Here is a 19382-nt window from a genome sequence, read left to right as displayed (position 1 = left end):
GTTAATGCGTCCCGCGCGGCACGAAATACGGGTCAATCAACAGCGTTTCACTCTGGCTGGCGGGGTCTTCCAGCCGGCGTTCAAGCAATCGGATGACGTGCTCGACCGACTGGTCTATGGGGTTGTTCACGGTGCTTAAGTTGAACATCGGCCAGCCAGCCATCTCGATGTCGTCAAACCCTACAATCGACAGCGACCCCGGTACATCCACGCCCAACTCGCGCGCTGCCGTCAGGGCTCCAATGGCGCTGGCGTCATTGGCGCAGACAAGCGCGTCCAGATCGTGATCTTGCAGCATCCTCATCGCCGCGCGGTAGCCCGCCTCAACGGTAAATTCTCCGGCCTTTTCCGCGATCAGCGGCAGGCTGGCTTGTTCGAGGGCGGTGATCACCCCCGATCTGCGCTCGGCCGAGGAGGCGAAACAAGACGCCCCGGCGATGTATCCGAATTTCCTGCGGCCCCGCTTGATCAGAGTCTGCGCGGCGAGCCGTGTGCCTTCGGCGTTCTTGCAGCACACATTATCGACGCCCGGTGCGTGAACGATTCGTCCGGACGAAATCATGGGCACACCAAATTTACTGCACTGTGCGACCAGCGCTTCCGGCATGCTGCCGCCCCTCAGAATCAGGGCATCCAGCGGGTAGCGCAGAACCTGATCAATCGCGGCTTCGGCCCGCGTGTCGCCGCCATCAATCAGGATCGGCCACTTGTTTAGAATGTTCAGTTCGCCCACCAGCCGGTTGACGAATTCTGAATCGTAGGTATTGCGCATGTTGCCCACGAAAACCGCCACCAGATGCGACCGACCACCTTTCAGACCCGCTGCCAAAGCGTTGGGCTGATAGCCCATGCGGGTTGCGACCTCATGGATCTTTTTCCGTTTGTTTGCATCAAGATAGGCCCCGGGCGTGAACGCCCGCGAGACCGACGAACGCGACACGCCTGCAGCATCTGCAACAGCTTGCGCCGTTACCCGGCGCGGCCTTTCGGCTGGATTGATCACGTCGTCGCTCACGTCCAAGGCTTCCCCTTTTTTGGTCGAATTTGTCAATATTGCTAGGCAAGTTTCAAAAAACCGTCATATGATGCGCGTATGTGACCACGTGTGCACATCGGGTCTGATTTTCGAATCTCCCGGCGCGCGCAAATGAATTCACTTCTGGGGGGCAGACCTCCCGTAATCTGGCGTGATGACGTGAATTGCGGCATCGCCTGCGCCATTACTGGACCGGAGAATCAACATGACCAATCTCAAGTTCTGCGCAACTGCTGCGGCTTTCGCGTTCACCGCGACTGCGGCCTTTGCCGAAACCGAAATCACCTGGTGGCACGCCCATGGCGGTCAGCTGGGGGAAACCGTCAACAAGGTGGCTGAGAAATTCAACGCCGCGCAAGACGAATACAAGATCACTCCGATCTACAAGGGAAGCTACGAAGAGACGCTGACTGCAGGCATCGCCGCTTTCCGTGCAGGCGAACAGCCAAACATCATGCAGGTGTTCGACGCTGGTGCCGCGACCGTGATCGCTGCCAAGGGCGCAACCGTTCCGGTTCAGGACCTGCTGGCCGACAATGGCGTCGACTTCGATATCAATGACTACATCGCTGGTGTGCGCTACTTCTACGCCGACAGCGACGGCAAGATGATCGGCATGCCGTTCAACTCGTCGACCCCGATTCTGTATTACAACGTGGACGCGCTGGAAGCCGCAGGCGTCACCCCGCCGAAAACCTGGGAAGAGTTCCAGTCGACAACCGCTCCGGCCCTGAAAGACGCAGGCTACATCGCGCTCAGCCAGTCGCACCTGCCCTGGATTTTCACCGAAAACTTCATGTCGCGCCACAACCTGCCGTTTGCGACCAACAACAACGGCTATGACGGCACTGACACCCAAATTCTGGTCAACAATGACGCCATCAAAGCGCATTTCACCGCGGTGAACGATTGGAGGGAAAACGGTCTTTTCGAATGGTACGGGACCGGTTGGGGTGACAACGCGAAGCCGTTCGAAGAAGGAAAAGTGGCCATGTGGCTAGGGTCGTCGGGCTCGTTCGGTGGCCTGCTGCAGAAAGACCTGCCGTTTGAATTCAGCGCCGTTCAACTGCCCTATTGGGAAGCCGTGACCGCCGAGCCGACACAGACCTTCATCGGTGGTGCGGCCCTGTTTGCCATGGCTGGCAAGTCGGATGAAGAGAACAAAGCCACTGCCGAGTTCTTCCGCTTCCTGACCGCGCCCGACACCCAGTATTTCTGGCATCAGGAAACCGGATACGTGCCGATCACCGAAGCGGCCTATGAGGTTGCCAAGAAAGACGGCCACTATGACCGTTATCCGGCTGCCCAAGTTGGTGTGAACCAGCTGCAGGAAAAAGCGGGCGACAACACCAAGGGCTACCGTATGGGTTTCTACGTCCAGATCCGCGACATCATGAACCGCGAATATGGACGTATCCTGACCGGTGAAACCGACGTGGACACAGCGTTCAAGACAATCGAAGAGGAAGCCAACGAACTGCTGGCCCGCTTCGCCAAGACCCAGGGCTAAGCCCCGGATCACCCCCAAGATGGTCGCGCTTTCTGGGCGCGGCCATCCCTCTTTTCTACTGGACGGACCATGAAACGCGCGGGCTTTGACAATATCTGGCTACCGGTGGCGCTGCTGCTGCCGCAACTTATGATCATTGCGATCTTCTTCTACTGGCCCGCAGGCTGGGCGCTGCAATCCTCGTTCTTTCTGCAAGACCCGTTCGGGTTTGGATCGACCTTTGTGGGCGGTGACAACTACACCTCGCTGCTGGGCAACAACCAGTACAAGCGTATCGCTTGGTTTACTGTCGTTTTCTCGGTTCTGGTCACGTTCTTCTCGCTGGCCATTGCCCTGTTGCTGGCCGTCAAGGCCGACAAAGTGATCCGCGGGGCCAAGACCTATCGCACGCTGCTGATGTGGGTCTACGCCATCGCCCCGCCCATTGCCGGGTTCCTGGGCATTCTGTTTTTTGACCAGAGCACTGGCCCGATGACCAAGTTCTTTCAGTCCTTCGGATGGGATTTCCGACTGGGCGTCGACTACAACGCCACCGCGACGGCGATGATCATCGTGTCCGTTTGGAAGCAGATCCCGGTCAACTTCATCTTCTTCCTGTCCGGCCTGCAATCCATTCCGCGCTCGGTGCGTGAGGCCGCAATGATCGACAACCGGTCGGCCACGGGCCGGTTCTGGCAAGTTACCTTCCCGCTGCTGGCCCCGACCGCCTTCTTCCTACTGATCATCAACATCACCTACGCCATGTTCGACACGTTCGGTGTCATCGACGCGCTGATGAAGGGTGAGCCCGGCAACAATCCGATGACCCTGGTCTACAAGGTCTACCTGGATGGGTTCCGGGGCAACGATCTGGGCGGGTCCTCGGCGCAATCGGTTGTTCTGATGGTTCTGGTTCTGATCCTGACCGTTTTCCAATTCCGGCTGGTTGAACGCCGGATTCACTATACGTAAGGGGGCTGGACATGGCTGATACAACACTCGACACCCCTGCCGTTGCCAAACGCACCCGGAAAATCCGCTGGGAGACGATCGGAGACCACTTTGTTCTGATCCTCGGCTCTCTGCTGATGATGTTGCCGCCGCTGCTGGCGTTGACCACAGCCAGCCATGACGCGGTGACGATCCATCGTCAGGGCCTGCAACTGGGGATTGGCGACGATCTGGGTAAGAACTTTCACGCCGCAATGTTCGAAAAAGGCGGTTTTACCCAGACAGTGGACGGCATGCTGATGCTGATGAACTCGTTCATTCTGGGCATCGGCTTTGCGGTGGGGAAAATCATCATCTCGATGATGGCGGCCTATGCCATCGTCTATTTCCGGCTGCGCTTTGCCACGCTGGCCTTCTGGGTCATCTTCACCACCCTGCTGCTGCCGCTTGAGGTGCGGATTCTGCCTTCATACGAAGCGATCCAGAAGCTGGGCCTGACCAACACCTATACCGGTCTGATCGTGCCTTTGATCGCGTCGGCCACCGGTACGTTTTTCTTCCGCCAGTACTTTATGTCGGTGCCGGAAGAACTGGCCGAGGCCGCCCGTATTGATGGCGCAGGCCCGTGGAAGTTCTTCATCGACATCCTTGTTCCGCTGAGCCGGACGATGATCGCGGCGATCTTTATCATCATGTTCGTCTTTGGCTGGAACCAGTATCTGTGGCCGACGCTGATCACCACCGACGAAAGCTTCTTTACGCTGGTGCGCGGGATCAAGCAGATCGTTCTGACCTACACCGACAGTCAGATTCCCGAGCACGGGCAGGCATTGGCGCTGGCCATCGTGGCGATGATCCCGCCCGTGGCCATCGTCATCTTCTTCCAAAACTGGTTCGTCAAGGGCCTTACAGAATCCGACAAATAAGGAATACGCGCATGGCTCAGGTTTCATTAGAGGGCATCCGCAAGGTCTATCCCAACGGCTTTCAGGCGGTCGAGACCACCAGCTTCACAATTCAGGACGGTGAGTTCGTCGTGCTGGTCGGCCCCTCGGGCTGCGGCAAGTCCACCCTGCTGCGGATGATCGCGGGGTTGGAGGACATTACAGAAGGCACGCTCAAAATCGGCGACCGGGTAGTCAACAATGTGGACCCGGCGGATCGGGACATTGCGATGGTGTTTCAGAACTACGCTCTATACCCGCATATGACCGTTCGCAAGAATATCGGCTACGGGCTCAAGAACCGGGGCATGCCAGCGGCTGAAATCGATGCCAAGGTTCAGGAAGCCGCCACCATGCTGAACCTGACCGAGTATGTTGACCGCAAACCGGCGCAGTTGTCCGGTGGTCAGCGGCAGCGGGTTGCCATGGGGCGCGCCGTGGTGCGCGACCCGGCGCTGTTTTTGTTTGATGAACCGCTGTCGAACCTCGATGCCAAGCTGCGCAACCAGATGCGGATTGAGATCAAGGCCCTGCAACGCCGCCTCGGCACCACCGCTGTTTATGTGACCCACGATCAGGTCGAAGCCATGACAATGGCCGACCGCATCATTGTCCTGAATTCGGGCCGGATCGAACAGATCGGCACGCCGTCCGAGATCTACCACAACCCGGCCTCGACTTTTGTCGCCTCATTCATGGGTGCACCGCCGATGAACCTGATCGAAGCGCAGGTGGATCAGGGGCAGGTCCGGATCAACGGGTATGAGGGTCTGATGCCCGCGCCCGAGTCCGCGAATGGCCCGGTCACGCTGGGCATCCGGCCCGAGGATATCGAGTTGGATGATCAGGGCACTGTCCCGTTTCGGGTCGACATCCTTGAAGAGCTTGGCGCTCACCGCCTGCTGCACGGCGCGCTCGGCGGTCAGCCTTTCACCGTGATGGTCAGCAAGGATCACAAGGCGCAGATCGGTGAGACACAGGTCTCGCTTCGGCCCGATGCGGTCCGGCTGTTTGATGCGGAGACGGGGAAAGTTCTTTGATCACAGACGTTTTGGATGATCTGCCCGCCGTGACTCCGGATCAGCGGGCGAGCATCCTGTCCGCCCCCCGCACAACGCAAGCCCATCGCGATCTGCTAGGCAGTATACAGGCAATGAACGCCCTGCAACTGGGTGGTGAGGCAAGCCGGGCTCGCTTGCCTGCTGAGTTCAACGTGGCCGCCTGGAATGTGGAACGCTGCCTGTTCCCCGAGGCGACGGCGGCGCACCTGAGACAGATCGCACCTGAAATTGTCCTGCTGTCCGAGGTCGATCACGGCATGGCCCGCACCGCGCAGCGTCACACCACCGAGGTGATGGCCGCTGAACTGGGCATGGCCTATGCCTTTGGCGTCGAGTTCCACGAGCTTGACCTGGGCGGCCCGACCGAGCGGCATTTCTGTAAGGACGACTTCAACACCCTGGGCTGGCACGGCAACGCGATCCTGTCCTCGGTTCCTTTCCAGCGCACCGCTTTGATCCGCCTGGACGATCACGGACATTGGTTTTGCAGCGATGATGGTACGGTTGACCCGGACCAGCCGCGCGTTGGGGGCCGTATGGCTATTGCTGCAGTCGTGCCGACCGAAAACGGCCCTGTGTGTGTTGTCTCGACCCATCTGGAAAGCAACGCAGGCGCGCCGCACCGTCATGGGCAATTCGAGATCCTGCTGGATGCAATCGACGCCTTTGCACCAGATATGCCGATCCTGATTGGTGGAGACCTGAATACCGGCAACCATTTGCCTCCCGATTTCAATTGGCAACGGGAAACCCTGTTCGATCTTGCAAAAACGCGTGGTTATTCCTGGGACTTCACCGCAGATGGCATGACGACCCGCCCCAGCCTGATCACGCCGCACCCCACGCGCGTGATGAAGCTGGACTGGCTGGCCGGACGAGACCTGAACTGTCAGGGCAAAGGTGTTCTGACCTCAATCTCGGCAGACGGGACGCCGCTATCGGATCATGATTGTGTGTGGTGCACCGTCGGTTGAACCGCCATCAACCCGGGTCTGTTGACAGCAATTCCCGCACCAGCGGATTGGGGAAACGTCGTTTCAATGTGATGGCGTGGAAGTTCTCTCTGATGCGGGGATGCTCTTGCGCTTCGACCAAGCGACCCGAGGACAGTTCGTCCTGAACCACGATTGGGGCCACAAGGGCCAGCCCGATATCCTCGCGGGCCAGCAGACGCATCATGGCCATGTCGTCCACCTCAGCCGCGATTTGTGGACGCACCGACATGCGGCTGGCCATTGCGTCAAACGCGGTGCGGACCGAGTTACTTGTGGTCGGCAGAATGAACGGCTGTTCCTCCAGCAAACTCCGGATCGGGCGGCTGGGGTCCAGTCTGGACGGGGTGCCGACAATGCTGACCGGCTGTTCGGCCAGATGATGTGTTTCAAACCGGGTCAGGCTGTCGCTGGCGGGTTCGTGGTTCATCAGGACAAGGTCGAAATTAAGCGTCTCCAACCCTTCGAGCAACTCGCTGGGGTTGCCGGATCGCAGGATGACCTCGACATCGGACCGTGCCAAAATGGGCCGCAGAAACCCGATCTGAAAGTTCCGTGACAGCGTTGCCTGCGCCCCTACACGCAGCGCTTGCCTGCTTTTCCCTGCGTCCTGCAGGGTCGCCACAAGCTCTTGCCCCGTCGCGAAAATTGCATCTGCGTGGTCCAACGCGATGCGCCCGGCCTCGGTCAGATGCAGCTTGCGCCCACGTCGTTCGAACAGTTGATGGCCCAGCCGCTGTTCCAGCTCCTTGATTTGAACGGACAGCGCGGATTGAGACAGATTCAGACGCTCGGCCGTCCGCGTCAGGTTCCCGTCATGGGCCACGGCCCAAAAGTAGCGGAGGTGGTGATAGTTCAATGGCATAATATTCTAATTAATAGAACGTTATTTGGAGAACAATGAATTTTTATGATGTTGAGCGGTGGAATATGTCATGACCGACGGGCTGGCTCAGCCTGAAAGATCAAGGAGTGTACCCTGTGAACAATCTGCTAATTCCCTTGCTTGGCCCGCTGATTCTTCTAGTCGCGGCATACTATGCTGCGCGCCATCCGGGTTTGCGCCCGGGCAAGCTGCCCAAACGCGCCGAATGGGCCGCATTGGCGGCTTTCGGCATGTCGATGCTGTCTGCCCTGCTCCTGATAACACATGGCGCGGGTACGTCGGCGCTGATTGGTGTCTGGGGCGTCGGCCTGTCGGTTCGGCTGGATGCCGTCAGCGCCACGATGTTGGTGCTGGTCAGCTTCATCGGCTGGGTCGTTCTGCGCTATTCGGCAACATACATGGATGGCGAGGCGCGGCAGGGGGCGTTTACAGGCTGGATGTCGGTGACATTGGCCTCGGTCCTGTTGCTGGTCATGTCCGGTAACCTGATACAGCTGCTGGCGGCGTGGATTGCCACCAGCTTGTCCCTGCATCAACTGCTGCTGTTCTACCCCGGCCGCACAACCGCACAGCGCGCCGCCCGCAAAAAGGCCGTCGTCGCTCGGATCAGCGAAGGCGCACTGACGCTGGCCGTCCTGCTTCTGATCTTGGGGTACGGGACCACCGATATCTCGGCGATCCTGTCCGCCTCGCAACCCGATGCGATGACCATCATTGCCGCGCTGCTGATTGCTGTGGCTGCCATCACCGCCTCTGCCCAGTTCCCGATCCATGGCTGGCTGACCGAAGTGATGGAGGCCCCGACCCCTGTCTCGGCCCTGTTGCACGCAGGGGTCATCAACGCCGGAGGGTTCCTGTTGATCCGCTTCGCCGACGTGATGCTGGTGGCTCCGGGCATCATGGCACTGCTGGTGATGCTGGGCGGGTTCACCGCCTTGTTCGGCGGGCTAGTGATGCTGACACAGCCTGCAGTTAAAACCTCGCTGGCCTGGTCCACCATTGCCCAGATGGCATTCATGATCATGCAATGCGGTCTGGCGCTGTTCCCGCTGGCGCTGCTGCATATCGTTGCCCATTCGCTGTATAAGGCGCACGCCTTCCTCAGCGCAGGTGAGGCCGTGCACAACGTGGCCGCGATCCGGCGGCCCGGACCTGTCGCGGTGCCAAGCGCGCGGAATGTGCTGCTGGCTTTTACGACCGGCATCCTGATCTACGGCGCGGTGGCCGCCATCTTCGGAATTGACGGAAAATCCATGCAGGCCATCGCGTTAGGAGTGATCCTGATCTTCGGCGTCGCCTATCTGCTGGCACAGGGTTTCGCCGATGCGGCACCGGGCGCATTGACCCGACGCACGGTGATCTATGCCGGTTTGACCTCGGTCAGCTATTTCGTCCTGCAGGTTGCGGCCCAGCATCTGACGGCGGGCACGCTGCCCGCAACCCCGGCCCCGGGACCGTTGGAATGGGCGCTGATCGTGCTGGCCCTTATCAGCTTTGGCGCGGTCGCGCTTGCGCAATCAACCTTCCCGCTATGGGCCTCGCACCCTGCGGCGGCGGGTATCCGCGTGCATCTGTCGAACGGGCTTTACGCAAACGCACTCTTTGATCGGCTGCTGGACGGATGGTCCAGACGGCAAACCGCTTAAACGGGGACCTCACATGTATATGAAACACGAAAGCTATCCCGCCGCGCTGCTGGAACTGGTTGCGATTGCCAATGACGCGGTGCGTCAGATCCCGCCGCTGTTCCCTCTGGCCTCGAACGTTGCAGTGAACCCGTTTCTGGGCCAAACGGACGCGCCGCTGGCTGTGACAGCCGCTCGCCTCGCCCGTGTCGCGGGCGCGCGCATCACGCCAGACCGCGCGGCCTTTGCCGACAAGCTGAACGCAGGCGATATTCTGGATGAGGATTTGGCCGACGCGCTGGCCAATGCAGAAAGCCTTTTTGATCTGCCCAGCTTGGAGGAGGTCAAGTCAGCGCTCACCGTCGAGCCAAGCACCCCGCCGCCCCTGCCGACCGTTGCCGATTTGGCGGTCGAGGTGTCCGGCATCGACTGGCCCGGCCTGATTGAAGAGCGCATCGGCGCATGGGCGGCCAGCCATTTCGATCAGGGTCAGGCCCTGTGGCAACCCAGCCGGGCTGGCGGGGCCTATAGCGCGTGGCGCGAGTTCGCCTCGCGCGATCTGACGCTAGAGATTTACGGGCTCAAGGGCTTTGGCGCGTTTGTGGCGGGCACCAACCGGTCGCAATGGCGGGCCATTGGCCGTGCGTCTGAAACGCTTGGTGTGACGCCCGAGGCTGCAGGCACCGCCTTTCACCGCTGGCTGATCACGCTGGGCGGTTGGGCGCAATATGCGCGCTACTTGCTGTGGCAGGCCGAACTGGAGGGCCAAAGCGACACGACTGTTACCGAGCTTCTGGCCATTCGACTGGTGTTCGAAGAGGCCCTGTTCAACCTCTACCGCGACCAGATCGCCGACCGGTGGGCCGAGACCGTTGCACAGCATGAAGCCCCGGTGACACCGACCCGCGATCTGGTGATCGACGCAATTCTGCAGGACGCTACCGAGCGCGCACAGCAGCGCAAGCTGGCGCACACTCTGGCCACGCATCACCCCCGCAAGACCACAGGCCGCCCGCAGGTGCAGGCCGCATTCTGCATCGACGTCCGGTCCGAGGTCTTCCGCCGTGCGCTCGAAGCGCAGAGCGAAGGGATTGAGACCATTGGTTTCGCAGGGTTCTTCGGCCTCGCCAGCGCCCATAAGGCCGCCGGTTCGGACGTGACCGAGTTGCGCGGGCCTGCTCTGCTACGCCCGAACGTCTCATCGAAAGCCGCCGAAGGAACTCAGGCCGATCTCAACCGACGCTACACCGCCCGCGCCAAACGCGCCTGGGGCCGGTTCAAGCTGGCCGCCGTATCCTCGTTTGCCTTTGTCGAGGCAACCGGCCCGGTCTATGCCGGAAAGCTGCTGCGTGACGCGCTGGCGATCAAATCGAAGCCGGTGAAAACCGACCCCGCCCCCCAGCTCGATCCGTCGATTGATCTGCAAACGCGCGTCGGCATTGCGCGGAGCATTCTGTCCGCCATGTCTCTGACTGGTAACTTCGCAAGGATTGTCATGCTGGCGGGTCACGGGGCGGATGTAACCAACAACCCCCACGAAAGCGCACTGCAATGTGGCGCGTGCGGAGGGTATGCCGGTGACGTCAGCGCCCGCCTTTTGGCCGGTCTGCTGAATGACAGGACGGTGCGGGATGGCTTGCGGCAAGAGGGTATTGATGTCCCGTCGGATACGCTGTTTCTGCCAGCCCTGCACCACACCACGACGGACAAGGTGACTCTGTTCGATCAGGATCACCCGGTGGGTCAATGGGCCAAGGACATTGCTCAGCTAAAAGCATGGCTGCAAACGGCCGGGCAAATGGCACGGGCCGAGCGCGCCGACCGCTTGCCGAGGGCTACCGATGCTAGTGACATTGCCCGCCGCGCCCTCGACTGGGCCGAGTTGCGCCCCGAATGGGGTCTTGCGGGATGCCGCGCTTTTATCGCTGCGCCACGCAGCCGGACAAGCGGCACAGGCCTCGCGGGTCAGCCCTTCCTGCACAGCTATGACTGGCGCGCGGATGACGGTTTCGGCGTGTTGGAACTGATCATGACCGCCCCGGTCGTGGTCGCCAGTTGGATCAGCCTGCAATATTACGGCTCGACCGTTGCGCCCGCCCTGTTCGGCGGCGGCAACAAGCTGCTGCACAACGTTGTGGGCGGGATCGGCGTCATCGAGGGCAATGGCGGCGCCCTGCGCCCCGGCCTGCCCTGGCAGTCTGTCCATGACGGAGAGGGCTTTCAACACGACCCGCTGCGCCTGTCGGTCATCATCGAGGCCCCGCGCGAAGCGATGAATGACATCCTGAAACGCCATGCAGGCGTCAAAGAACTGTTCGATAACCGCTGGCTGCACCTGATTGCGATGGATGAGAACGGCGATCTTGCGTGGCGCTACCAGCGCGATCTGCACTGGGTTCCGATGAAGGGCGACGCCAGTGCCAGCCGCGCCATAGCCGCTGAGTAATCCGGCAACTCGCGAGTCCGGCGGCATGCGCCGGACCCACTCGCTCACAGCGCAGTTTTGAACAGCAATGTCAGATTATCCTCGGTCAGTTCAATCGGGTTGCCGCCGCAGGACGGGTCGATAATGGCCCCTTGAACCAGCTCAGGGATGGCGGTCTCAGACACGCCCAGATCGGACAGTCTGCGCGGAATGCCGAGGCTGTCGTTGAACTCCTGCACAAAGGCGCGGAACCCATCAAAACCGCCCTCAATCCCCAGATAAGCGGCGGCTGCTTGGAAGCGATCCGCAATCGCAGGCGCGTTGAAGTCCAGCACGGCAGGCATGCAAACCGCATTCGTGGTGCCGTGATGCGTATTGAACACCGCGCCCACCGGATGGCTCATCGCGTGAATCGCCCCGAGGCCCTTTTGGAACGCCGTCGCCCCCATCGCTGCGGCGCTCATCATCTGGGCGCGCGCCTCGATGTCGCTGCCATCCGTATAGGCGCGCGGCAGGTACTCTTTCACCAGCCGCATGCCCTCCAGCGCGATGCCCTGGCTCATCGGGTGGTAGTGCGGACTGCTGAATGCTTCGACACAATGGGCAAAGGCATCCAGCCCGGTGCCTGCTGTGATGAATTTAGGCATACCCACCGTCAGTTCCGGATCGCAGATCACGACGGTCGGCAGCACCTTGGGGTGGAAGATGATCTTCTTGGCATGGGTTTCGGAGTTGGTGATCACGCTCGCGCGCCCCACCTCGGACCCCGTTCCGGCAGTGGTCGGCACCGCGATTATCGGCGCAATCGCGTCAGCATCTGCGCGGGTCCACCAGTCGCCGATGTCTTCAAAATCCCAGACCGGGCGCGTCTGACCTGCCATAAAGGCGACCATCTTACCCAGGTCCAACCCCGAGCCGCCGCCAAACGCGATCACCCCGTCATGGCCACCGGCATTGTAAGCCGCGACCCCGGCATCAAGGTTCTTTTCATTCGGGTTCGGGTCTACATCGCTGAACAACCCGCGCCCCAGCCCGGCGGCCTCCATAAAATCCAACGTGGCGCTGGTGATCGGAAGATCGGCCAGCCCCTTGTCCGTCACCAGCAAAGGACGCTTCATCCCCGCCGCCGCGCAGGCCTCGGGCAGTTCCCTGATCCGGCCAGCGCCGAACTTAATCGCGGTCGGGTAGGACCAGTTTCCAACAAGGCTCATGATGTTACCTTCTTCAAATGGTAGGATTTGGGGCGCGTCAGGTTGTGATAGCCGATCACCGACAGGCCACCCCCACGCCCGGTATTCTTGCAGCCCGTCCAGCAAAGACCCGGGTCCAGATAATCGGCCCGGTTCATGAACACAGTGCCGGTTTCGATCTGATCGCCGATCCGCGCCGCACGATCCACATCGCGGGTCCAAAGGCTCGCGGTCAGGCCGAACTCGCTGTCATTCATCAGCGCGATTGCCTCGTCGTCCGAGGACACTTTCATGATCCCCACGACAGGCCCAAAGTTCTCATCCCGCATCACGCGCATGTCATGAGTGACATTGGTCAGGATTTGAGGCGTCAGGTACGCGCCACCATCATCCTCGGGGAGTGTTTCGATATGGGCCACCGCACCGTCGGCGACCGCTTCGGCGACCTGCGCGCGGACCTCATCGGCGAAGCGCACATTGGCCATCGGACCGATCGTCGTTTCCGGGTCCAGAGGGTTGCCCAGCTTATACCCCCTCACGATCTCCACCGCTTTGGCGACGAAATCGTCATAGAGGCTCTCATGCACGTAAATCCGCTCGATCCCGCAACAACACTGGCCCGAGTTGAACATGGCTCCGTCGATCAACGTGTCGACCGCCGCCTCCAGATCGGCATCGTCCATGACATAACCTGGGTCCTTGCCGCCCAGTTCGGTGCCAACCCCGGTAAAGGTCCCCGCCGCCGCACGTTCCATCGCCTGCCCGCCGCCGACCGAGCCGGTGAAGTTTACAAAGTCAAACGCCTTTCCCGCGATCAGATCATTGGTCACATCATGGCTCAGGAACACGTTTTGGAACACATCTTTGGGAACCCCCGCCGCATGAAACGCCCGCGCCATCCGTTCCCCCACCAGCAGGGTCTGCGTGGCGTGTTTCAGTACCACCGTATTGCCCGCGATCAGCGCCGGGGCGACGGTGTTAATCGCCGTCATGTAAGGATAGTTCCAGGGTGCCACGACAAATACCACCCCATGCGGGATGCGTTTGATGTAACGCCTGAACGTCTCGTCCTCGCCCACCGCAAGATCGGCCAGAGACGCCTCAGCAATCTCAGCCATGTAGCTGGCGCGCTCATTGAACCCGCCGAACTCACCGCCATACCGCACCGGGCGGCCCATCATGTGGGCCAGTTCCGGCACGATTTCATCGTTCATCGCGCCAACCGCGGCCACGCCAGCCATCACAAGATCAACCCGTTCCTGCAATGGCCGCGCGGCCCAATCCGCCTGTGCCGCCCTTGCCCGCGCGGCAATCCCAAACGCTGCCTCGTACGATAACACTTCGCGTTCCGCAAAAACCGACCCATCAATCGGCGAGACACATTGCAACATCTGCCCCATCTTCTCTCCATTCCCGAAAGAAACAGGATCCCTGCTTCATCTGGCCAATAAATATCCCGGGGAGCGGGAGGGGCTGGCCCCTCGCACCCAACCCATCAAGCTCGCTCAAACCCCCGGGCAATTTCCCAATCCGTAACCACGCGCTCGAATTCTTCAATCTCCACTTCCGCAGCGCGGGAATAGTGATCAACCACATCATCACCCATCGCCGCGCGCAGCATGGCCGATCCATGCAGCGCGTCCCGCGCCGCACGTAGGTTGCCGGGGATCATGCCGGTTTCGCCCTGATACACGTCACCGATCGCCGCGGGCTGCAGATCAAGCCCTTCTTCAATCCCGGCGATACCAGCAGCCAGCATCCCAGCAATAGTTAGATAGGGGTTCATGTCCGAGCCCGGTATCCGGCACTCCACCCGCACCGCCTTTGTACCGTCACCGCACAGGCGGAACCCGGCGGTCCGGTTGTCTACCGACCAGATGATCCGGGTTGGCGCAAAGGTGCCCTTCAGGAAACGCTTATAACTGTTGATGTAAGGTGCCATGAAATAGGTATAATCGGCGGCGTATTTCAGCAGACCGGCCATATAGCTTTTCATCAGCGCCGACATGCCCAGCTCATCGCTTTCGTCATAAAACGCGGGTTGTCCATCTGCCCACAGCGACTGATGGACATGGGACGAGCTGCCCACCTTCTCATGATGCCACTTTGGCAGGAAAGTCGCGGCGTGCCCGTGCTGCCAGGCGATCTCTTTCACCGCGTTCTTGGCGATGGTGTGATATTCGGCCGTGTCCATCGCAGGCGCATATTTGATGTTCAACTCTTCCTGACCGGTCTCGGCCTCACCCTTCGAGTTCTCGACCGGTATCCCCGCCTCCCACAGATGGTTGCGGATCGGGCGCATCACATGCTCTTCCTTGGTGGTCTGAAGGATGTGATAATCCTCATTATAGCCCGAGATCGGCTCCAGATTGCGGAACCCTTCCTTGCGGATCTGATCAAAGCTTTTCTCAAACAGGAAGAACTCCAGCTCCGTGGCGGTCATCGCCTCATAGCCCATGGCCTTTAGGCGATTGACCTGTTTCTTCAGGATCGACCGGGGCGCATGGGGCACCTCTTGGTGAGTGTGGTGATCCAGAACGTCGCACATCACCATCACCGTGCCCTCCAGCCACGGCACTGGGCGCAGCGAGTCCAGATCGGGTTTCATAACGTAATCGCCATACCCCCCTTCCCAACTGGTCGAGGCATAACCGTCCGGCGTGCCCATTTCGAGGTCGGTGGCCAGCAGATAGTTGCAGCAATGGGTCTCTTCCCAGGCGCTGGCAACGAAATGAGCGGCGTGGAACCGTTTCCCCATCAGGCGCCCCTGCATATCGACGATGCAAACGAGAACCGTGTCCACCTCACCGGCAGAAACCTGGGTCTTGAGGTGTTCGAAAGTGAGTGTTGCCGCCACGTTGCTGTCTCCTTGATGTCCCCCGCGGTGCGCTGATGCGGCACCAGAATCTTATCCGCCACCGTGGCGACCTGTGCGCCCAAGCGCAATAGGGTGCGGCGCAGTTCTGTGTGCTGAAAGGTGGTAAGATAGTCCCGTGTACGTCGTTCGCTATCGCTTGCGGGCAATGACCCAGACCGGATGGCAGGTCACCGGGCCAACACAGCCTCGGCGCACGGGCCGACCCGGGTCAGTTCGCGGTACTGTTCGGGTCCGAATCTGGGAATCGCCAGCCATCCGCAGGGTGCGAGCGCGTTTGTCGTTTTGGTCAGCAGTTTGGTCGGGTCTTTGTCCACTGGATCATCGAGGATGAGGCCAAAAGGTCGATTTTCTCCGGCAATGCGATCTCTCGGGCGTCTCTGTCGACAAAGCTTGCCCGTGCCGCGTCCGCAGCTACGCGGGCCTGTGGGGCCAGATCGATCAGGATCAACGTGCCAAAACTGAACGCGCCGCACAAATACCGGGTCAGATGACCGGTGCCGCAGCCCAGTTCGAACGCATGGGCGAAGTTGTCCGGCGCGCAGTGCCGGTACGACTCTGAGACCAGCCGATTGGCGAACCAGGCCTGCTGGCTGGCATTGTTGCTATAGGTGTCGAAGCTTCGGCTAAAACTGCGCTGGACTCTGTCTGCAAACTAAACGGTCACGCCGGCCACTCCGCCCAGCTTTGCTCCGGTTTGAAGGGAACTTGCGGCCCGGAAATGGGTCGGACCTTTTCCTGTTGTGATGCCCATGCTGCATCCTGCGCGGCGGAGGGAATGATGTGGTCGCGATCGGGAATCCAGATCCGGTCCAAGCCCCGGTCCCGGGCGAGTCCGTGTTGGGTGACAGCATCAAGCTCGGCCCAGGCGGCTTCGATGTCCAACGCTGGCGGATTGCGCTTCAACCCGGCGCGGCCGCAGAAATTCGCGAAACTGGGTAGCGAAAGTTGATCCGGCGTTGCGCGGATCAGATCGGGCGCAATCCCATACTCTGCGCTGGCCGGGTGCAACGTGCCACTAACGGCGACCAACCGTTGGGGCCGAAACCCGGATGCGCTCAGTCAGCGGGCAAAAAGGTCTAGACAAAACGCCTCGCGGTTCAGCGGGGCCATCACGTCTCCCCCCACTCCTTCGACGACCAGAGGCCCATCGAGCTGTGGTAGGCTCAGGCGATAGGTTTCGGACAGAACCTCGGCCCCGGACAAGGCGCGGACGATCTCGGTGTCGGTTGCATTCTCCAGCCCGGATTGCACGAGTTTCCAATATTTTGCCACCAGCGCGTGCATGTCGCGGGCTTCGGGTTCGCGTCATGCGGCCCCCATGCAGAACCGGGTTGCACCGCCTTCCTTAGCCTTTTTGGCCTCGGCCAGAACCCGCTAAGCCTCGATCAAGTTCGAGGGGGTCAGAGTCGATCCGTTCCGCTCAGATTGCGAGCAATAGGCGCAGCCGCCGGTTTTGATCGACAGAAGCTTTGAGGTCTGATTCCGCCTCTTAGAAATCCAGCCCCAGATCCGCAGTGCGCACCGAATGCGTCAGTGCTCCGGACGAGATATAGTCCACCCCCGTCGCCGCAATCGAGGCCACCCGGTCCAGCGTGACATTACCACTGGCCTCGGTCTTCATGCGCCCGGCGACCATGGCAACGGCCTCGCGCAGCGTGCCGTTGTCCATATTGTCCAGCAACACGACCGAGGCACCGCCAACCTCTAAAACTTCCGAAAGTTGATCCAGCCGGTCCACTTCGATCTCGACCGCCATCATGTGGCTGGCATGTGCTTTCGCCGCGTCCAGCACCTGACGCACCCCACCGGCAGCGGCGATGTGGTTATCCTTGATCAGGATTGCGTCGGACAGGGAATACCGATGGTTGAAGCCACCGCCGTGCAGAACCGCGAGTTTCTCGACGCTCCGCAATCCGGGCGTGGTCTTGCGAGTGCAGGTGATGCGGGCAGTGGTGCCTTTCGTCTGCGCCACAAATGCGGCTGTCTGGGTTGCGATGCCTGTCAGCCGACCGGCAAAGTTCAGGGCCACCCGCTCGCCGGACAGGATCGAGGCGGCAGAGCCCCGGATGGTCATCAGCGTGCCGCCCCGTTTGCACGCCGCGCCGTCGGTGACATGCGTTTCGACCTCTAGCGCAGGATCGACCAGACGGAAGGCAATGGCTGCCACCTGCATGCCTGAAACAACTGCGTCTTCGCGGGCGTTCAACCGGGCCTCGTATGTGGTGCCCTCGGGGATCACGGCGCGGGTGGTCACGTCGCCATAGCTGCCGAGGTCTTCCATCAGCGCGGCGCGGATCATCGGCTCCAGGACCAAATCAGGCAGGGTGGCAAAACTCATGTCAATTCCTTGCAGGCTTGGGCCCGTATGGCGAGGGCTTCGGACAGATACATCCGCGAGCGTTCGCCGGGGCCTTCGGCGCGATCGGGGAAATCGGAGCGTTCATGCGCGCCACGGCTTTCTTCGCGCAGCAAAGCACTGGCGGCGATCAGGGTGGCGGTTGCGCACATGTTTTGGAAGGACGGGCAGTCGCTGTTCGCCGCTTCCAGCGCCGCGATTTTCTGGAGCGCTTGGGTCAGCCCGGCGCGGTCCCGCACGACGCCGACATGGCGGGTCATGATCTGACGGAGGTCTTGCACCGCCGTCGTTGTATCCGGTGCTTCGGTATTGGCGAACTGAATATCCAACAGGTCGGGCTCTGAAGCCATAACTATGTTGTTCGCGATACCCTCGGCACAAATACGGGCAAAAACTAGAGCCTCTAGCAAACCGTTCGAAGCCAACCGGTTGGACCCGTGCAACCCGGTCGAGGAGGCCTCACCACAGACCCAAAGCCCGTCCAGCGTCGCGCGGCCCTTGGTATCAGTTGCAATGCCGCCCATGTGGTAATGTGCGGCGGGGGCGACCGGGATCGGCTGGGTCACCGGGTCAATGCCATTGCGAGCGCAATACTTGGCAACCGCCGGGAACTCTTGGGTTATGCGTGCGCCCAATGCCGCGCGGGTGTCCAATGCAGGCTGATTGCCCGCCTGCACCTGATCAAAGATGGCGCGGGCCACCACGTCGCGGGGGGCAAGTTCGGCATCCGGGTGGATGGCCTCCATGAACCGCTCGCCCTGCCGGTTGATCAGGATGGCCCCTTCACCGCGCAGCGCCTCGGTCGCCAGCGGCGCGGGGTCTTCGCCAACATCCATCGCGGTGGGATGGAACTGGACAAACTCGGCATCTGCAATCTGTGCCCCGGCCCGCGCCGCCATGCCGATGACCTGTCCCCGGATGCGGGGCGGATTGGTGGTCAGTGCATAAAGCCCGCCGGACCCGCCCCCGGCCAGCAGCACGGCTGGCGCGCGCAACATCACAGTGTCCGAGCCGCCTTCGGCATCCTGTACCGCAACGCCCGTCACACGACCGTCCGAGACATCCAGACCGACGGCAAGAACGCCCTCCAGAACCTGAATAGACGGTGCATCGCGCACCTGTTCGATCAGCGCACCCATGATCTGACTGCCTGCCTGATCGCCCTTTACCCGCACCACCCGCGCAAAGCTATGCGCGGCTTCGCGGGACATGACATAGCCGCCGTCCTGTGTACGGTCGAACGGTGTACCCAACGTGGTCAGATCGAGAATGTAGTCGCGCGCCTCGCCCGTCACCAAATCAGCAACCTCAGCTGACACGGTCCCGGCCCCCGCGTTCACGGTATCCGCCGCGTGGCTTTCCGGGCTGTCGGCATTGTCCATCGCCGCCGCCACGCCACCCTGCGCCCAGGCGGAACTGGCCCCCTGCCCCAGAGGGTCGGGCGAGATGATCACCACTGGCCGCGGTGCCAGTTTCAGCGCCGCATAAAGCGCGCCAATACCAGCCCCCACGATGACAACACGATCCGTGGCGAGGTCTTTCATACGGG

16 protein-coding genes and 1 pseudogene are annotated in these 19382 nt (G+C 61.0%); 7 read left to right on the top strand and 10 right to left on the bottom strand.

The window, feature by feature from the left end; all coding sequences use genetic code 11:
- Position 1: 1 nt before the first annotated feature.
- A complete protein-coding gene (locus ACR0JN_RS11875) occupies positions 2-1015 on the bottom strand; it encodes a LacI family DNA-binding transcriptional regulator (protein ID WP_480816143.1) in 1014 nt (337 codons plus the stop codon).
- Positions 1016-1241: 226 nt separating this feature from the next.
- On the opposite strand from ACR0JN_RS11875, the gene ACR0JN_RS11870 reads away from it, so the two are divergent.
- From ACR0JN_RS11870 to ACR0JN_RS11850, 5 genes are all read left to right on the top strand, one after another.
- Positions 1242-2546 (top strand): extracellular solute-binding protein, encoded by a 1305-nt coding sequence (locus tag ACR0JN_RS11870; protein ID WP_480816142.1) that lies wholly within the window; start codon positions 1242-1244, stop codon positions 2544-2546.
- A 69-nt stretch (positions 2547-2615) separates the two neighbouring features.
- Positions 2616-3497: an ABC transporter permease subunit gene (locus tag ACR0JN_RS11865; RefSeq protein ID WP_480816141.1), complete on the top strand. Its 882-nt coding sequence runs from the start codon at positions 2616-2618 to the stop codon at positions 3495-3497.
- A gap of 11 nt (positions 3498-3508) precedes the next feature.
- A complete protein-coding gene (locus ACR0JN_RS11860) occupies positions 3509-4402 on the top strand; it encodes an ABC transporter permease subunit (RefSeq protein WP_480816140.1) in 894 nt (297 codons plus the stop codon).
- A gap of 11 nt (positions 4403-4413) precedes the next feature.
- Positions 4414-5460, top strand: a complete 1047-nt coding sequence (locus tag ACR0JN_RS11855) for an ABC transporter ATP-binding protein (RefSeq protein WP_480816139.1) — start codon at positions 4414-4416, stop codon at positions 5458-5460.
- The gene (locus ACR0JN_RS11850; protein ID WP_480885977.1) at positions 5460-6455 is read left to right on the top strand and encodes an endonuclease/exonuclease/phosphatase family protein; all 996 of its coding nucleotides are present in this window, start codon (positions 5460-5462) and stop codon (positions 6453-6455) included. Before ACR0JN_RS11855 ends, ACR0JN_RS11850 begins: the two co-directional genes overlap by 1 nt.
- Positions 6456-6462: 7 nt before the next feature.
- Here ACR0JN_RS11850 and ACR0JN_RS11845 read toward each other — a convergent pair whose 3' ends face one another.
- Positions 6463-7338 carry a LysR family transcriptional regulator gene (locus ACR0JN_RS11845; protein WP_480885826.1) on the bottom strand — a complete coding sequence of 292 codons (876 nt, stop codon included), beginning with the start codon at positions 7336-7338 and terminating at the stop codon, positions 6463-6465.
- A 116-nt stretch (positions 7339-7454) separates the two neighbouring features.
- Between ACR0JN_RS11845 and ACR0JN_RS11840 the strand changes: the two genes are divergently transcribed.
- On the top strand, positions 7455-9005 hold the full coding sequence (locus tag ACR0JN_RS11840; protein WP_480885824.1) for a proton-conducting transporter transmembrane domain-containing protein: 1551 nt from the start codon (positions 7455-7457) through the stop codon (positions 9003-9005).
- 13 nt (positions 9006-9018) lie between these two features.
- Complete coding sequence (locus tag ACR0JN_RS11835; protein ID WP_480885821.1) at positions 9019-11430, top strand: YbcC family protein; 2412 nt, start codon at positions 9019-9021, stop codon at positions 11428-11430.
- Positions 11431-11474: 44 nt separating this feature from the next.
- Here the strand turns inward: ACR0JN_RS11835 and ACR0JN_RS11830 are convergent, their stop codons facing one another.
- The 8 genes and pseudogenes from ACR0JN_RS11830 to ACR0JN_RS11795 form a co-directional block, all read right to left on the bottom strand.
- Complete coding sequence (locus ACR0JN_RS11830) at positions 11475-12620, bottom strand: iron-containing alcohol dehydrogenase (RefSeq protein ID WP_480885819.1); 1146 nt, start codon at positions 12618-12620, stop codon at positions 11475-11477.
- Positions 12617-13999, bottom strand: coding sequence for an aldehyde dehydrogenase family protein (locus ACR0JN_RS11825; protein ID WP_480885816.1), 1383 nt, complete (start codon positions 13997-13999; stop codon positions 12617-12619). Before ACR0JN_RS11825 ends, ACR0JN_RS11830 begins: the two co-directional genes overlap by 4 nt.
- A 95-nt stretch (positions 14000-14094) precedes the next feature.
- Positions 14095-15456, bottom strand: coding sequence for a glutamine synthetase family protein (locus ACR0JN_RS11820; protein WP_480885814.1), 1362 nt, complete (start codon positions 15454-15456; stop codon positions 14095-14097).
- Positions 15457-15763: 307 nt separating this feature from the next.
- Complete coding sequence (locus tag ACR0JN_RS11815; protein ID WP_480885976.1) at positions 15764-15985, bottom strand: class I SAM-dependent methyltransferase; 222 nt, start codon at positions 15983-15985, stop codon at positions 15764-15766.
- 152 nt (positions 15986-16137) lie between these two features.
- A complete protein-coding gene (locus tag ACR0JN_RS11810) occupies positions 16138-16485 on the bottom strand; it encodes a hypothetical protein (protein ID WP_480885813.1) in 348 nt (115 codons plus the stop codon).
- A 225-nt stretch (positions 16486-16710) separates the two neighbouring features.
- Positions 16711-17004 (bottom strand): annotated as a pseudogene (locus ACR0JN_RS11805) (hypothetical protein); the annotation flags it as partial.
- A complete protein-coding gene (nadC, locus tag ACR0JN_RS11800; protein WP_480885812.1) occupies positions 16967-17815 on the bottom strand; it encodes a carboxylating nicotinate-nucleotide diphosphorylase in 849 nt (282 codons plus the stop codon). The pseudogene ACR0JN_RS11805 and the gene nadC, both read right to left, overlap by 38 nt.
- The gene (locus ACR0JN_RS11795) at positions 17812-19377 is read right to left on the bottom strand and encodes an L-aspartate oxidase (RefSeq protein WP_480885810.1); all 1566 of its coding nucleotides are present in this window, start codon (positions 19375-19377) and stop codon (positions 17812-17814) included. Before ACR0JN_RS11795 ends, nadC begins: the two co-directional genes overlap by 4 nt.
- Positions 19378-19382: the final 5 nt, after the last annotated feature.

It is taken from the genome of Ruegeria sp. G12, assembly GCF_056533565.1.
This window is presented reverse-complemented; position numbering and strand designations above follow the sequence as displayed.

Excerpts from the sequence above, each read along its gene's own strand:
- ACR0JN_RS11855 (WP_480816139.1), top strand. The coding sequence starts at position 4,414 with ATGGCTCAGGTTTCATTAGAGGGCATCCGCAAGGTCTATCCCAACGGC.
- nadC (WP_480885812.1), bottom strand. The coding sequence starts at position 17,815 with ATGAGTTTTGCCACCCTGCCTGATTTGGTCCTGGAGCCGATGATCCGC.
- ACR0JN_RS11845 (WP_480885826.1), bottom strand. The coding sequence starts at position 7,338 with ATGCCATTGAACTATCACCACCTCCGCTACTTTTGGGCCGTGGCCCAT.
- ACR0JN_RS11825 (WP_480885816.1), bottom strand. The coding sequence starts at position 13,999 with ATGGGGCAGATGTTGCAATGTGTCTCGCCGATTGATGGGTCGGTTTTT.
- ACR0JN_RS11860 (WP_480816140.1), top strand. The coding sequence starts at position 3,509 with ATGGCTGATACAACACTCGACACCCCTGCCGTTGCCAAACGCACCCGG.
- ACR0JN_RS11830 (WP_480885819.1), bottom strand. The coding sequence starts at position 12,620 with ATGAGCCTTGTTGGAAACTGGTCCTACCCGACCGCGATTAAGTTCGGC.
- ACR0JN_RS11795 (WP_480885810.1), bottom strand. The coding sequence starts at position 19,377 with ATGAAAGACCTCGCCACGGATCGTGTTGTCATCGTGGGGGCTGGTATT.
- ACR0JN_RS11835 (WP_480885821.1), top strand. The coding sequence starts at position 9,019 with ATGTATATGAAACACGAAAGCTATCCCGCCGCGCTGCTGGAACTGGTT.
- ACR0JN_RS11870 (WP_480816142.1), top strand. The coding sequence starts at position 1,242 with ATGACCAATCTCAAGTTCTGCGCAACTGCTGCGGCTTTCGCGTTCACC.
- ACR0JN_RS11865 (WP_480816141.1), top strand. The coding sequence starts at position 2,616 with ATGAAACGCGCGGGCTTTGACAATATCTGGCTACCGGTGGCGCTGCTG.